The sequence below is a fragment of the Xenorhabdus lircayensis genome, from assembly GCF_016306625.1.
GTDB lineage: Bacteria > Pseudomonadota > Gammaproteobacteria > Enterobacterales > Enterobacteriaceae > Xenorhabdus > Xenorhabdus lircayensis.
Genome location: NZ_JACOII010000040.1, coordinates 22200 through 37975, shown reverse-complemented (window position 1 = coordinate 37975; position 15776 = coordinate 22200). Strand labels below are relative to the sequence as shown.

The window sequence follows — 15776 nt, the reverse complement described above, 5'->3', positions numbered from 1 at the left end:
TACCTTCTTAAATCTTAAACACAATAATACACATAAGAAATAATAACTTATGATATCAATTTCACTTGATATCTACACTCCACTTTACCTTAACTCTAAATGTCTTCCCTTAATTACCCAAAATCCTCTCTTTGATTATCAATTTTCATCAATAAAACAGAATAAAAATTCAATATTAAAAAACAATACGAAATATTACACCAAGTATCGCATCAGAAGTGTAAATTTTAATCAAAAATGATGCATTATATAAACAACTTAGATAAATCATTTACTTTTTCCGCTAAATGCAGTAAAAATACAAAATCAATACACTCAAAGAGAACTTTATAAGAATAAAAAACTAAAAACAAAATCAAGATAAATGATTAGTTGTAAAATCCAATAGAGTCGCTTTTTTGTATGGAATTCTATTTATAATTGTCCCATTCTGTACATCAGGATTACATAACACGTATTTATACGATTTCAATTAATATTTTTATTAAAAATAAGACGAACAGAAGCAGCAAATTTTTTTTATTTGCAGTATTCCAATTAAATTAATCTGGTATTTTGCCAATCATGTCCAAAAAACACTGATGGCTTGTTGTATTCGATTGGCTTAAATACCTTGCTATTCACAATTAATCTATTTGATGTCATAGGAATGATAATTTCATGAAGCAACGTAAATTTTTAACCCGATACGAAATAGACGCAATTTTGGCAGAAACAAAACAAGGACGTCACGCAGAACGGGATTACTGCATGCTATTGATGTGTTTTATTCACGGGTTTAGGGTAAGTGAGTTGTGTAATTTATGTTTATCTGATCTCGATCTAAATTCAGCAATTATTCATATCAGGCGGTTAAAAGGCGGGCTTTCAACCACACATCCTTTGATTCCTGAGGAAATTGAAGCATTGAAGAAATGGCTCAATATTCGCCAGAAATGGCGGGAAGCCGATTCACCGTGGGTATTTCTCTCCCAAAAATCTGGGGCAGTTTCACGGCAGCAAGTTTATGGGTTATTGAAACGTTATGGGAAGCAAGCATCAGTCAGTGTTTCTCCACATCCCCATATGTTAAGGCATGCCTGCGGCTATGCATTAGCCGATCTTGGCCGTGATACACGTCTGATTCAGGATTACCTTGGGCATCGTAACATTTCACACACCGTGATTTACACCGCCAGTAATGTGAAACGTTTTTCCAGCATTTGGGAAACTCCATCTAAATAAACGTTTTATTTTTCTTTGCTGTTTTCACTAACATGATCCTTTATTGCAACAATCTCCACTGACTGATTTGTGGAGATTGCCGATGGATAAAAAACAATTCTGCCATAACCTAAATAAGTTATTATTATATACATATGATAAATTCAGTTTATGAATAGGTTATATTTTTATTGTTTTTTATTTGTTAATATATTGATTCAATTTTTATATAAAATTAGGCCTAAAAGGTAAAATATATAAAATAAGTTTCCATTTAAACACGAGCAGCGAATTTATCCAGACTATTTCACTGCTCAATAAGGAATAAAAAACAACCGATTTAAATACCATAATCCTTTATTTGATAGACAATTATTCGATAAACAATTCTGCAAATTTTTCGCGGATTTTCTGTTCTGGCAGATCCATACCAATAAAAACCAGTACACTTTCACGTGCCTCATCATCACGCCATTCTCTGTCCCAATCTGCACTATATAGACGCTGTACTCCCTGAAACAGTAATCGGCGCGGCTCATCTTTAATGGCAAGAATGCCTTTGTAACGCAGCAGATTGTCCGCGAAACTCAGTAACAACTCTTCCATTAAGTTAGAAATTCCCGAAAGTTCAACCGAATGCGAAAAGTTAACGACAATCGACTGGATGGCGTTTTGTTGCTTTGGCGCAAACCGGAACACGGGTGCCGAAACCGCCAGTTTGTCATTCAACATAAAACCTTCAATATCGAACAGCGCGCTTAAATCTGCTTCGCCTTGAATGACTTTATGGACAGGGGCCCTGGCATTGATTCGCTGCAAACGTTCAATTAAGGCATCATAAGTTGGAGCAATATCGGTTTTCGTCAGGAGAATCCTATCCGCATACCCCACCTGCGCCTGTGCAATGGAGAAGCGATCCAACTGTTGATCTGCATGGGCTGCATCCACCAGCGTAATAATACCATCCAGCAAAAAACGCTGGCACAGGACGTCATGGGAAAAAAAAGTCTGCGTAATCGGGCCGGGATCAGCCATGCCAGTACACTCAATAATCAAGCGGTCAAAATAGATCTGTCCTTTATCCATGCTGTCCAATAAATCCAGCAGAGTTGCTTCCAGTTCACTCGAACGGCTACAACAGATACATCCGTTGCTTAATGTCTTAATCTGAGTGGCACGATCGCCAATCAACTCATTATCAATCGGGACTTCACCCAATTCGTTTTCGATAACGGCGATTTTATAACCATGATTGGCATTGAGGATATGACGCAGCAGCGTCGTTTTGCCTGATCCCAAAAAACCTGTCAGGATCGTGACTGATATTGGTTGCATTTTCGTTTCCCGCTGGCTAATTACTGCTAAATAATGTCCACTGACTCGTCGTTTTTTCTTTCCATTCACAACATTATGCTTTTTACTAACAACAGCGCATGCCGCCTTTGCCATCGCCACCATAGCGGGCATTCTGGCGTTCACGGAAAAACTCCTCATAGGTCATGTAAGGTTTATCCGGATGATTTTCCTTCATGTGCTGTACATATGTGTCATAGTCAGGAACGCCCACCAACATGCGGGCAGCCTGCCCCAAATATTTGCCCGCCCGGCCAAGATTGCCAAACATAATTATTCTCCAAAAAAATACCCCACATAATACAAAACCGATTATGTGGGGATAGCTATTACTGATGCAGAATGACTTGTATCAACCTAAGTCTCTCATCAGTGCGTAGAGGAAACTTTTACCCCACCTTCTGGAACCGGTACATAAGGCGTTTCGTTATCGGTACGCTCTGGATTTTTGCTCGCTTTTGTCGCAGTTTTGATGCCATAGATAATGATGCTATACACCACCACGAGGAACAAAATACTTAAACCCGCATTGGTATAGTTGTTCACAACAATGTGATTCATGTTACTGATTTGCTGGGCAGTCAATTCTGCACCACCTTCAGCAATCCGCTGCTTATACTCTTTCGCGAGGAAGAAGAAACCTTCAAGACGTGGGTCATCGCTGAATAATTTCAGCCCCAGCGCCCATGTCGTACAAATCAGCAACCAAACCGCAGGAATAACCGTTACCCAAATATATTTGGTACGTTTCATCTTGATCAGCACGACAGTACCCAGTACCAGCGCAACGGCTGCCAGCATCTGGTTAGAGATACCAAACAACGGCCACAAGCTCTTAACACCGCCCAATGGATCCACCACGCCTTGATACAACAGATAACCCCATAACCCCACACAACCCGCTGTACCGACAATACCGGCAATCAGGGAATCAGTCTTTTTCAGGAATGGAACAAAGTTGCCCAAGAGATCTTGTAACATGAAACGGCCAGAACGTGTACCTGCATCCAGCGCCGTCAGAATAAACAGTGCTTCAAACAGAATACCGAAGTGATACCAGAAACCCATATTCGCCGCAGGCATGATCTGGTGGAATACGTGTGCAATACCAACCGCCAAGGTTGGCGCTCCTCCTGCACGGTTCAGGATGGATGGCTCACCAATGTCTTTTGCCGTTTGCAAAATTTGATCTGGCGAAATGACAAAGCCCCAAGAGCTTACGGTCGCTGCCGCGTGAGTTGTCACTTCCTTCAAGGAGTCCATGATTATTGGTGCATCTGCCGTGCCCAAGTTATGCAAATCAGGCATGGTAATGCCCAACGCTGCGGGAGGTGTATTCATGGCAAAGTACAGGCCCGGCTCAATGATGGATGCAGCAACCAAGGCCATGATCGCCACAAATGATTCCATCAACATCGCACCATAACCAATGAAGCGTGCATCTTTTTCATTTGCCAGCAATTTAGGCGTAGTCCCCGAAGCGATCAGCGCATGGAAACCAGATACCGCACCACAGGCGATAGTAATGAACAGGAATGGGAACAGTGTTCCTTTCCAAACTGGCCCTGTACCATCAATGTATTGTGTTACGGCTGGCATTTTCAGCTCAGGATTCAGGATAACGATCCCAATCGCAAGACCAACAATCACCCCAATTTTCAGGAAAGTCGCCAGATAGTCACGCGGCGCCAAAATCAGCCAAACTGGCAACAGTGCAGAAACAAACGCATAACCAATCAGCGCATAAGTGATGGTGGTATCTTTGAAAGTCAGCGCCGGCCCCCAGTAAGGGTCTGCCGCAACAATACCACCAAACCAAATGGCAGCAATCAGCATGAGAACACCCATCACAGAGACTTCACCAACACGCCCCGGACGGATATATCGCATGTAAATCCCCATGAAAAGCGCAATTGGCACAGTCGAGCAAACCGTAAATACGCCCCACGGACTTTCTGCCAGTGCTTTCACGACAATCAAGGCCAGTACTGCCAGGATGATAATCATGATTAAGAAACAGCCAAACAGAGCTATTGTACCCGGCACTCGTCCCATTTCTTCTTTGACGATCTCACCCAGTGATGCCCCATTGCGGCGGGAGGAGATAAACAGCACCATAAAGTCCTGTACCGCCCCGGCGAGTACTACCCCAGCCAATAACCACAATGTTCCCGGCAAATACCCCACTTGTGCTGCCAATACTGGCCCTACCAATGGCCCCGCTCCGGCAATAGCCGCAAAGTGATGACCAAACAAAACATTTTTGTTGGTAGGAACATAGTTCAATCCATCATTATTGACGACCGCAGGCGTTGCCCGCGTGGCATCCAGCTTCATCACCTTGGCCGCGATATAAAGGCTGTAATACCGATAAGCAACCAGATAAACCGCTACGGAAGCGACAATGATCCATAAGGCACTAACGTGTTCTCCCCGACGCAGCGCAACAACCCCAAGGCAAAAGGCGCCAATTATCCCCAATATCATCCAGGGGATATGTTTTAACAATTTATTATTGTTCATAAAACTTCCTTTCAAGGTAAGACGAACAGCAAGTCACTATTTAATTTTTGGCTTCCTTTTCCATAAACCGACTCTCTGATAGCCGGAAGGAAGCAATACCCATGAACGGTATATACTCCTCGCCACACTGCACTATGATATAAAACTTCCCCTTGTAATATTGGAAGGATCTGAGCCAGCGGTTGAATACCACATTAAGCGGTCAGAATCCCCCAATCAGTGGTTCTCACATAGCGAGCATGAGTTAAATTTTGTGAGATAATTCACTGTTCACAAACCGAAATTAATGGCATCTTCCCCCAAGTGATTAAAATCCTTATATTCGCCACTAAATGAAATCACAGTATGTTGGTTCTGGCATTCTTGGTTGGAAAACCAATCACATTCAGATACCAAGCGGGGCTCCTCAACTCCCAACCATGTAGATAACATGGATAAAAGGTGCAAACCGCTGCGTTGAGCATTGATTTTATTTTTGCCAGCCTGATTTTGAGCCGCATTTTGGGTAGAAGTGCTTTCGATGGAAGTGCTTCCGATGGAAATGTTTTTGGTAGAATAATCGTAACCGGTGATGATAAAGGGAACTTGATAGTTCTGTTTATGACTGTCGTTATGGGTCAGATTTTCGTTATCCATGTTTTTATTCACAAATGACAATCCATGATCCGCAAAATAGAGCATCGTCCAATGCAATTGGTTTTGATTGGCCATATTTGCAATTTCAGCCAGCAGGCTATCCGTATTATGGATACTCTGGGCATAACATGAGATATTTTTGGAATGAAAATAGGCGCTGTACTGCTCATTGGTTCTGGCACAAGGCTGTGGATGCGATCCCATTAAGTGAATAACAACCAATTTCTTCTGTTTCTCCTTCACCAACGCCTTGCGAATATAAGGCAATAAATTTTCATCTGGCATATAACTGCGATCATCTGAGCCACCTTCCTTCAAAAAAGTATGATGCTTGGCTTGCTGTCCGATCAGTGCCACTGGAGAATCAAACCCTCCTTTCATACCTTGATTAGAAAGCCAATAAGTTTCAAATCCTGCCTTTTTCGCTAATGAAACGATGCTGTTATTCAATTGAATTTCATTTGCCTCATGGATAGCCAGAGAGTTCGTCAGCGATAGCTGTGTTGATGGTGCCGCAGAAATATAGTTGGTTAATACTGTTGCATTTGCTTTGTCCAACCAAGGGGTATTTTTATCCGGGAAACCATAAGCATTCAGAAAATCTTTTCGGACACTTTCACCAATTACCATAATGTATGTGTCGTATTGTTCTTCTTTGATAACTGGCTGCCAGTCATCCTGATATTTGATAATCTTGGCGAACCGGCTATTTTCGGACATCACTTTCATGTAGCTCTGATAAGCATCATTGAAGAAGCGGACTTCAGGCAAACTGGTATTCAAAAGTTCTGAGCTATCTTCAAAACCCGATTTAATATACCCTTTGGCTGGCGACCAGAAAGTAGAAATGAAGAATAAGGCGAATAACCATTTTTTGCCTTTACTTGATACGGTGACATTTAATTTAAATGCAAACATCATCAGAACAAAAATGGCTATGGCGGTTAAGTAAGTTAAAACCGGAAGCCCACTGATATATTCCAGTGTTTCATTTTGATTTGTATAGATTAATGATCCCACTGCGTTGACATCTGGATAACCATAATTGAGGCCGATTGGGGTGTAAGCCATTCCCACAAGGGAAAAGAAGGCAATCAACAAGATATATATTCGTTTACTGACAGCAGCTACAAATAAAAATAATGCAAAGGCACTGAAGACATATATCAGCTTTAATTGATAACCTAAGCATTTATGCGTCAGAAAAATAAGAAAAAAAAGAGCGATAAAACAAGGGAAATTCTTATTTTTATAAATAAAAGACATAGTCACCCTATAATGTTATAGAACCGTATTTTGAATAAAATCCAAACAATGAATATTGACCCAATTTCCAGCATAGATAGATTTTAACCGAATGTGAGGATGATCGTAAGTTTCTCCGAAGTCACTAATCAATAACCCAACTGATTTCACAAAGGCAATTTTATCTTAACGACAAAAGGTAACCCAATACTAGTTAACCCAATACTATTTACCCCAACACTGTGTAACACAGCATTGGGTTAACTATCATGCAATAGAATACGGGTTATTGAGTCATTGACAGATAACGTTCAAAAGCCTCGCGTTCTTCATTCCGCAGAGTCAACACTTTAAAACCATCACGGGTAACCAAGATCGTATGCTCAAACTGAGCCGATAGACGACGATCTTTGGTCGTTACTGTCCAGCCATCTTTATGTAGCTTAACGTCCTTTTTACCTTGGTTAATCATAGGCTCAATCGTGAAAGTCATGCCCTCTTCCAATGTTATACCTTCACCCGCCTTACCATAATGCAGGACTTGTGGCTCCTCGTGCATAGTGCGACCAATGCCATGCCCACAATATTCGCGCACCACGGTGTAATTATTCGCTTCAGCATGCTGCTGTATCGTATAACCGATATCTCCCAACGTAATCCCCGGCTTAACAAGCTTAATCGCCTTATATAAGCATTCCTGAGTCACATCAACCAAACGTTTGGCATGGGATGGCACGTCACCGACACAAAATGTAATACTGCTATCGCCATAATATTCCTCTTTTTTGACGGTCACATCGACGTTAACAATATCCCCATTTTTCAGTTTCTTTTCAGAAGGCCAGCCATGACAAACAACGTGATTCACTGAAGTATTGACCGTATAGGGAAAGCCATATTGCCCCAGACTACCCGGTATTGCATCAAGGGTATTGATAATGTAATCATGGCAAAATGCATCAATTTCAAGGGTCGTTATACCCGGCACAATAATCGAACGAACCGCTTCAAGTACCTGCCCCGTCAAGCGCCCCGCTATTTCCATTTTCTTTATTTCGTCTGCATCTTTTATCAGTATTCCGTTGCTTCTTGTCATGTGTTTTTCTCTTAATTCAAGCTATGTAGGTTCCTTTTTAATAATGCACTTGCATTAGTGAACAACTCAAGCCAACATTTACCTCAAATTTCTCTAATTTTGCGGTGAAAGATGAAAATTAAGCGTCCCCCCACTCTCATAAATATCGCAGAAATGGCACCATCTACCTTTTTTGCCAATATCTCCATCACAAAAGCCATTGACGATGAAGGTCGCTATCTTCCTTGGGATAAGTTACGTCATCGATTACCTGCCGGAACAGAACCCATTGCTTACTGGTCAATAGTCCGTTTTTTGCGCAATAAAAATATCCAACAACTGTCGCTGACAGGTGATAACACAGATCAACCGGCCAAACTTTTCACCACATCAATAATTAAACAAACTTGTTCTACGATAGACCGATTGACTTCATCAGCCGGACAAGCTGAACTGTTGGAGCCACTCAATGCCTCGCAGTATTTATTCGATGAATTAATTGCTGAGGAATCAATTTCATCAAGCCAATTGGAAGGTGCCGCTACAACCAGCCAAGTTGCTTTAGAAATGCTCAAGATCCAACGTCCTCCCAGAGACGAAAGTGAGCGGATGATTATGGGTAATCATCGGATGATGGCTTATGTTACAGAGCACTGCAACAATGAACTCACCCCCGCTTTTATCAAAGAACTTCATGCTGTTGCCGTTGAGGGAATTAACGACGATAAATATAAACCTGCACAGTTTCGCACATCCAATGACGTTGTTGTCTCAGGAGTCGATGGTGAAATTATACATACACCACCTTCCTACAAAGAAATAGAACAGAGAATCGACGAACTCTGTCTTTGGGCAAATACACTTCATGAACGTCAGTCTGGCGTTGATTATTTGCACCCATTAATAAAGGCCATTGTGCTGCATTTTATGATGGGTTTTATTCACCCTTTTAATGATGGAAATGGCAGGACAGCAAGGGCGCTATTTTACTGGTACATGCTACGCTGTGGTTATACTGCATTTAAATATATCTCCATCAGTAAACTACTGAAAAACTCCTCAACGGCTTATGCAAAAGCATATTGCTATACAGAAACTGATCAATTTGATCTCACTTATTTTGTTGATTATCAGTGCCAGATTGTTGGGCGAGCTGTTGAAGAATACCTTAGTTACATAAAAATTATTATAAAAACTCAGGCTGAAATGGAATCATTCCTTTACGAATCAAACATTATTTCGGAATTGAATGCCAGACAGCGCGCATTGCTGAATATTGCTTTTGCCAGACCGGGAAATATTTTCACTGTTGCAGAAATTCGCAGCAGAATGGGCGTTTCAGACAATACAGCGCGTAATGATCTCAAGCGACTAGAAAAATTAGGTTTATTGCAAACACATAAAGATGGTAAAGAAATCGTTTATGTCGCGCCTAAAAGTTTGTCACAAATATCTAAATGGAAAGAAAAAATATATGTAAAATCAAGTGGATGGTAACGGAATAGTTTTATGCACATAAAAATAGTTCGTATTATAACCAGGATCACACCATACTGTGATTGAAAATACGTAAACGAAATACATAAATATTATTCTGATTATCCGGTCAATTCATCAACTCAGAAGGGTGATAAATGGAAAAGTTCTATCTGTTGAAAATTACACTTATAGAGACTAATCCAAGCATATGGCGTCGTTTTGTGGTTCCATCCAATATTTCATTGGATCGACTGCACGATGTGATACAAGTCGTAATGGGTTGGGATGACAGCCACTTACATGTATTTGCCTTTAGTGCCAAACGATTCACTGAAATGCCAGAAGAGCCCGAAGACGGTCAAGAAGAAGGCAAAGTTAAGCTCGATTCGTTAATCAAAAGAAAAGGCGGTAAATTCAATTACCTTTATGATTTTGGTGACAGTTGGGAACATGAAGTCATACTTGAAAACAGTAACTATTCTCCCGAAGAACTCCCTATGCCTATTTTCTGTCTTGAAGGTCAACGAGCCTGTCCACCAGAAGATTGCGGTGGCATATATGGCTATATGGATCTGCTTCAGATCCTAAAGGATCCAACACATGAAGATTATCAGCAAATGTTTAAATGGGTTAATGGCGAATCTGAAATTTCCCCCGACAACACTTTTTCCCCTGAAAAATTCAATGTGGAAGAAGTGAATAATTTGCTGGCTTCATATTATCGTTGGTCAAGAGATCGTTATTTATCGCTATTCTAATGAGAGGCTATCCAATCCGCCAATAGCCCCCCTTTCTTGGCACCAATGCGTATCAAACGCTCTGCATCATGTAACATTTTGATATTACGCTCTATTGTGCGACGGCTTACGCTCAATTCATCAGCCAATTGAGTTATGGTGATTACAGGACGAGCAACAATAACAGATAAGATTTTTTGCGAAGTGGCACTGAGTCGACGTAAATTTTCTACCGACATTTGTACCGACATCGCGACAGAGTTCTGTTTTTGAGTATCAAGACATTCTCTAAGCGCTTCGGATAGTTTTTCCAGCATAAAGTCGATAAATAGCGTGCAGTCGCCAGTACGATCACATTCTCTGAAGACTTGATAATACGCCTGTTGTTGATGGTGAATTACTGTTTCTACTGGCAACCACGCCAGTTCAGGGCGCCATTTACTCAAAATCAATATTTGCCACAAACGCCCCATGCGACCATTGCCGTCAGCAAATGGATGAATAAATACAAATTCATAATGGAAGATTGAGCTGGCAATCAATGGATGAATATCCGTTTGTTTCAACCATGTCAGCAAGTCATCCACTAATCGAGAAACTTGATTAGCTGGTGGAGCCATATGGATTAGCTGGTTTTCTCGATAAATTCCTACATCTCCCTGACGTAATTGCCCCGGCAGACCAACTAGCCCTGTCATTAACAGCCGATGTGCAGCCAGTGCGGCAGTTCGCTGGACTATCTCTTCCTCACGCCTTCGGGAAGGTCTGGCAATCAACATCTCAAACTAGTTTGATTTAAAACTTCACGAGCAGATTCGTTCTAAATGTACGCCCTGCGCCGAGCATTAAACCCATCGCCAAAGGCTCGATATACTTACTGATAATAGGGATAGACCCAAACGCAAGCGATTATATTGGAAAATAAAGATGTATTCATTCGTTGTATTTTGCTGAAATTTAGTTATTTTTAGGTGAGCGCTGATGATAGCCAATATCAAATACCAATAAATTGAGTTTAAAAGCATAACTTCATATGAATGGGTTAAATCGAGCCGATTCGCAATCCTGCTGAAGAGTGAAAAAATCTGATACATTCCTGCGAGTAATCCTGCTAACCTAACCCCCAAATCTTCCTAATCGAATCCACAGATGAATCACACAGATTATCAGTGATAAGATAGCGTTTTCGCCCGGGATGAGGTTCATTAACGTTCCATCCTTAGCTGATTATATTTAGGTTTTGTCATTTAGATGGGTTGACTGAGCGTCGATGGCCCAACTGAGTCAACAGGAATAATAAAATTGAATCAAGTCAATATGAAAGAATCGCCAGCAAAGGATCTAGATAGCCATACTCCCATGATGCAGCAGTATCTGCGCCTGAAAGCACAGCACCCGGATATTCTGCTGCTTTATCGGATGGGGGATTTTTATGAGTTGTTCTATGACGATGCCAAAAAGGCTGCGAAGTTACTGGATATTTCTCTAACCAAACGCGGACAATCGGCAGGTCAGCCCATTCCTATGGCGGGCGTTCCTTATCACGCGATTGAAAACTATTTGGCAAAACTGGTACAGCTCGGTGAATCCGCAGCGCTCTGTGAACAAATTGGTGATCCGGCAAGCAGTAAAGGCCCTGTTGAACGCAAAGTTGTGCGTATTGTGACACCCGGCACGGTGACTGATGAAGCCTTGCTACAAGAGCGGCAGGATAATCTTCTGGCGGCTATCTGGCATGATAATCAAGGTTTTGGTTACGCTACGCTGGATATTACTTCCGGTCGCTTCCGTGTTTCCGAAATGGCCGATGAAGATACCATTGCCGCAGAATTGCAACGTACCCGCCCCGCGGAATTGCTCTATCCTGAAACGTTTGGGCATATGGCACTGATTGAGCGCTGTCATGGCCTGCGTCGTCGCCCGATGTGGGAATTTGAGCTGGATACAGCAAGACAGCAACTGAATTTGCAATTTAGCACCCGCGATCTGATTGGCTTCGGCGTGGAAAAAGCGACACTCGCCCTGCGTGCAGCAGGCTGTTTGCTGCAATATGTCAAAGACACCCAACGCACCGCCCTGCCTCATATCCGCAACATTACGATGGAGCGTCAGCAGGAAACGGTCATTATGGATGCCGCAACCCGCCGCAATCTCGAATTGACGCAAAATCTGTCCGGCGGCACTGAAAATACATTAGCTTCGGTACTCGATCAGTGTGTGACACCGATGGGTAGCCGTATGCTAAAACGCTGGCTGCATACACCCATCCGCAATAAGGACGTGCTGGAAAATCGTCAGCAAGCCATTTCCGCATTACAGGAGATCGGCTATGAATTACAGCCGTTTTTACGTCAGGTCGGTGATTTAGAGCGTGTGCTTGCCCGTCTTGCTCTTCGTTCTGCCCGTCCCCGTGATCTGGCCAAAATGCGCCACGCTTTCCAGCAATTGCCAGATATTCATCAGATCATGGCATCTTCCGACTTTCCTTATATTCAGGCGCTACAGCAGCGCGTCGGTCATTTTGATGAATTGCAGGCACTGTTGGAACATGCGATTGTCGAAACGCCTCCTGTTTTGGTACGTGACGGTGGCGTGATTGCCACTGGCTATAATGCTGAACTGGATGAGTGGCGGGCATTGGCTGATGGTGCCAGTGATTATCTGGATCGGCTGGAGATCCGTGAACGTGAGAAGCTCGGCCTTGATACCCTGAAAGTGGGTTTCAATGCAGTGCATGGTTACTATATTCAGGTCAGCCGTGGGCAAAGCCATTTAGTGCCGATCCATTATGTTCGCCGTCAGACGCTGAAAAACGCGGAACGCTATATCATTCCTGAATTAAAGGAATATGAAGATAAGGTTCTGACTTCCAAAGGCAAAGCGCTCGCCATCGAGAAGGCTTTGTATGAAGAATTGTTCGATGCATTGCTGCCCCATCTGGCTGAATTGCAAATCAGTGCCGAAGCGCTGGCAGAGCTAGATGTTCTGGCGAATCTTGCTGAACGTGCTGAAACGCTGAATTACACCTGTCCGATACTGACAGATAAAGTCGGCATTCAAATCACTGGCGGTCGCCATCCGGTGGTGGAGCAAGTATTGAGTGAGCCGTTTATTTCTAACCCATTAACGCTCTCATCACAACGCCGTTTGCTGATCATCACGGGGCCGAATATGGGAGGTAAAAGTACCTATATGCGTCAGGCTGCCTTGATTACACTGCTGGCCTATATTGGGAGCTTTGTTCCTGCCGAAAAAGCGATCATTGGCCCTGTAGATCGCATCTTCACCCGTGTAGGGGCTTCCGATGATCTGGCATCAGGGCGTTCCACGTTTATGGTGGAAATGACCGAAACAGCCAATATTCTGCATAACGCCACCGAATACAGCTTAGTCTTGATGGATGAAATAGGCCGCGGTACATCGACTTATGATGGCTTGTCCCTGGCTTGGGCCTGCGCCGAAAGTCTGGCTAACCGCATCAAGGCGATGACGTTGTTTGCGACTCACTATTTCGAGCTGACAACGCTACCTGAAAAACTGGAAGGTGTCGTCAATATTCATCTGGATGCCGTTGAGCATGGCGACACTATTGCTTTCATGCACAGTGTACAGGAAGGGGCGGCAAGCAAAAGTTATGGGCTGGCAGTCGCCTCTTTGGCTGGTGTTCCCCGTGATGTGATTAAACGCGCGCGGCAGAAACTAAAAGAGCTGGAATCGCTCTCCAATAATGCGACAGCAAGTCACGTCGATACACCGCAATTGCCCCTGCTAACAGAAGACACTTCTCCAGCAGTTGAAGCGCTGGAAAATCTGAATCCAGATACGTTAACACCGCGTCAAGCACTGGAATGGATTTATCGTCTGAAGGATATGGTCGAACAATGAATGGTGCAGCAATAAACGAGCTAACAATGAAGTTTGATACCAGCCTGTTAGCACCCATTTATCAATTTTTACAGTACGAAATTCCCGATCAGTGAGTAGAAAAAGCCCGGCAGCTTGAAAAGCTGCCGGTTTTACTGCGCGATCATCTGTTGTTACACCACTTTTATCAGGTATTGGAAATCATGGATGCAAGGGGGATAAGCCATGACAGTATCAGCGCTAGCCGCTATGCTAAATCCCTGTTTCAACATATTACCAGCCATGAACCTTATACGTTGGTCGATAATCTGATTATTGGTGCCTATATTGAAGCGAAACTTATTCAAATTTCTGATCATGATTTTAAATTTCACAGAGGTATTCCGATTATCGAAAATAGATAAATGGAAGATCAAGTGATAATAGAAATATAAATAAGTGAATAAATGAATAAATGAATAAGAGAAAGAAAAATAAAAGGTGGGCCTATTTAGCCCACCTTTGAATTACCACCTAATATACCGTTTATCTTTCGATTGCTGCTTTTGGTGTTACTTCCACTCTTCCCAGTCACACAGTTATCTCTGCTTCTGAAAATTCGTTTATTTTCCATCATGCTGCAATTTGAAATCTATCGGGTATCAATAATTAAGTACGGAATAATGATTCGATATTCAGGCCTTGGGTATGCAATATATCTCTGAGACGACGCAATCCCTCAACTTGAATTTGACGAACTCTCTCCCTGGTTAATCCTATTTCTCGCCCAACATCCTCTAATGTTTCTGCTTCGTATCCAAGTAAACCGAAACGACGGGCCAAAACCTCACGCTGTTTTGCGTTCAGTTCAAACAGCCATTTCACGATACTCTGTTTCATATCATCATCTTGAATGGTTGTTTCTGGCCCTGAGTCGTTTTCATCAGATAAAATATCTAATAGCGCTTTATCTGAATCACCACTAATTGGCGTATCGACAGAAGTAATGCGTTCGTTAAGCCGCATCATACGGCTCACGTCTTCAACGGGTTTATCCAGTTTCTCCGCAATTTCTTCGATACTGGGTTCATGATCCAATTTGTGTGCCAGCTCTCTCGCAGTACGTAAATAGACATTCAGTTCCTTGACTATGTGAATAGGCAGACGAATTGTGCGAGTTTGGTTCATAATGGCGCGTTCAATTGTTTGACGGATCCACCATGTCGCATAAGTAGAAAAACGAAAACCTCTTTCAGGGTCAAATTTTTCCACCGCACGAATAAGCCCAAGGTTACCTTCTTCAATCAGATCCAGCAGTGCTAATCCTCGATTGCTATATCGGCGGGATATTTTGACAACCAATCGCAAGTTACTTTCAATCATGCGTTGGCGCGCGGCAATATCTCCCCGAAGTGCCCGTCTGGCGAAAAAGACCTCTTCCTCTGCTGTCAGCAGGGGTGAGAAACCAATCTCTCCGAGATAAAGCTGTGTTGCATCAAGAACCCGTTGGTTTACCCCTTGCAACAAATCCAAATCTTCATCAACACTGGTTACATCATCCTCGTCTTTCAGCAACGCTTCATCAAAGTCATCAGCTTCCATGCTTTTTTCGTCTAAATCCGCATCATCATACAACTTGTTAACTTTAAGCGTACTTTGGCTCATCAGCTGCTCCTACCCAT

10 protein-coding genes and 2 pseudogenes are annotated in these 15776 nt (G+C 42.7%); 5 read left to right on the top strand and 7 right to left on the bottom strand.

Features of this window, described 5'->3' with window-relative positions; translation table 11 throughout:
• Positions 1-657 precede the first annotated feature (657 nt).
• Positions 658-1224 (top strand): annotated as a pseudogene (locus H8A87_RS11870) (tyrosine-type DNA invertase); the annotation flags it as partial.
• A gap of 351 nt (positions 1225-1575) precedes the next feature.
• Here H8A87_RS11870 and yjiA read toward each other — a convergent pair.
• From yjiA to map, 5 genes are all read right to left on the bottom strand, one after another.
• Complete coding sequence (gene yjiA / locus H8A87_RS11865) at positions 1576-2538, bottom strand: GTPase (RefSeq protein ID WP_198690238.1); 963 nt, start codon at positions 2536-2538, stop codon at positions 1576-1578.
• Positions 2539-2623: 85 nt separating this feature from the next.
• A complete protein-coding gene (locus tag H8A87_RS11860) occupies positions 2624-2827 on the bottom strand; it encodes a YbdD/YjiX family protein (protein ID WP_047962587.1) in 204 nt (67 codons plus the stop codon).
• 98 nt (positions 2828-2925) lie between these two features.
• Positions 2926-5079 (bottom strand): carbon starvation CstA family protein, encoded by a 2154-nt coding sequence (locus tag H8A87_RS11855; RefSeq protein WP_198690170.1) that lies wholly within the window; start codon positions 5077-5079, stop codon positions 2926-2928.
• 270 nt (positions 5080-5349) lie between these two features.
• Positions 5350-6816 (bottom strand): phosphoethanolamine transferase, encoded by a 1467-nt coding sequence (locus tag H8A87_RS11850; protein ID WP_232370202.1) that lies wholly within the window; start codon positions 6814-6816, stop codon positions 5350-5352.
• 430 nt (positions 6817-7246) lie between these two features.
• The gene (gene map, locus H8A87_RS11845; protein WP_198690168.1) at positions 7247-8056 is read right to left on the bottom strand and encodes a type I methionyl aminopeptidase; all 810 of its coding nucleotides are present in this window, start codon (positions 8054-8056) and stop codon (positions 7247-7249) included.
• A gap of 111 nt (positions 8057-8167) precedes the next feature.
• Between map and H8A87_RS11840 the strand changes: the two genes are divergently transcribed.
• Positions 8168-9532 carry a Fic family protein gene (locus tag H8A87_RS11840; RefSeq protein ID WP_198690167.1) on the top strand — a complete coding sequence of 455 codons (1365 nt, stop codon included), beginning with the start codon at positions 8168-8170 and terminating at the stop codon, positions 9530-9532.
• Positions 9533-9669: 137 nt separating this feature from the next.
• The gene (locus tag H8A87_RS11835) at positions 9670-10272 is read left to right on the top strand and encodes a plasmid pRiA4b ORF-3 family protein (RefSeq protein WP_198690166.1); all 603 of its coding nucleotides are present in this window, start codon (positions 9670-9672) and stop codon (positions 10270-10272) included.
• Here the strand turns inward: H8A87_RS11835 and H8A87_RS11830 are convergent.
• Entirely contained in the window at positions 10269-11030 is a 762-nt protein-coding gene (locus tag H8A87_RS11830) for a Fic family protein (protein WP_198690165.1), read from the bottom strand. The genes H8A87_RS11835 and H8A87_RS11830 overlap by 4 nt on opposite strands.
• Before the next feature lie 538 nt (positions 11031-11568).
• Between H8A87_RS11830 and mutS the strand changes: the two genes are divergently transcribed.
• Both mutS and miaE read left to right on the top strand, forming a co-directional pair.
• Positions 11569-14136 carry a DNA mismatch repair protein MutS gene (mutS, locus tag H8A87_RS11825; protein WP_198690237.1) on the top strand — a complete coding sequence of 856 codons (2568 nt, stop codon included), beginning with the start codon at positions 11569-11571 and terminating at the stop codon, positions 14134-14136.
• Positions 14100-14453: pseudogene (miaE, locus tag H8A87_RS20490) on the top strand (tRNA isopentenyl-2-thiomethyl-A-37 hydroxylase MiaE); the annotation flags it as partial. The gene mutS and the pseudogene miaE, both read left to right, overlap by 37 nt.
• Before the next feature lie 310 nt (positions 14454-14763).
• On the opposite strand, the gene rpoS reads toward miaE, so the two are convergent.
• On the bottom strand, positions 14764-15759 hold the full coding sequence (gene rpoS / locus H8A87_RS11815) for an RNA polymerase sigma factor RpoS (RefSeq protein WP_198690164.1): 996 nt from the start codon (positions 15757-15759) through the stop codon (positions 14764-14766).
• Between the last annotated feature and the right edge of the window lie 17 nt (positions 15760-15776).

Coding starts and splice junctions, on each gene's coding strand:
- yjiA (WP_198690238.1), bottom strand. CDS start 2,538: ATGCAACCAATATCAGTCACGATCCTGACAGGTTTTTTGGGATCAGGC.
- H8A87_RS11860 (WP_047962587.1), bottom strand. CDS start 2,827: ATGTTTGGCAATCTTGGCCGGGCGGGCAAATATTTGGGGCAGGCTGCC.
- H8A87_RS11855 (WP_198690170.1), bottom strand. CDS start 5,079: ATGAACAATAATAAATTGTTAAAACATATCCCCTGGATGATATTGGGG.
- map (WP_198690168.1), bottom strand. CDS start 8,056: ATGACAAGAAGCAACGGAATACTGATAAAAGATGCAGACGAAATAAAG.
- H8A87_RS11840 (WP_198690167.1), top strand. CDS start 8,168: ATGAAAATTAAGCGTCCCCCCACTCTCATAAATATCGCAGAAATGGCA.
- H8A87_RS11835 (WP_198690166.1), top strand. CDS start 9,670: ATGGAAAAGTTCTATCTGTTGAAAATTACACTTATAGAGACTAATCCA.
- H8A87_RS11830 (WP_198690165.1), bottom strand. CDS start 11,030: ATGTTGATTGCCAGACCTTCCCGAAGGCGTGAGGAAGAGATAGTCCAG.
- mutS (WP_198690237.1), top strand. CDS start 11,569: ATGAAAGAATCGCCAGCAAAGGATCTAGATAGCCATACTCCCATGATG.
- rpoS (WP_198690164.1), bottom strand. CDS start 15,759: ATGAGCCAAAGTACGCTTAAAGTTAACAAGTTGTATGATGATGCGGAT.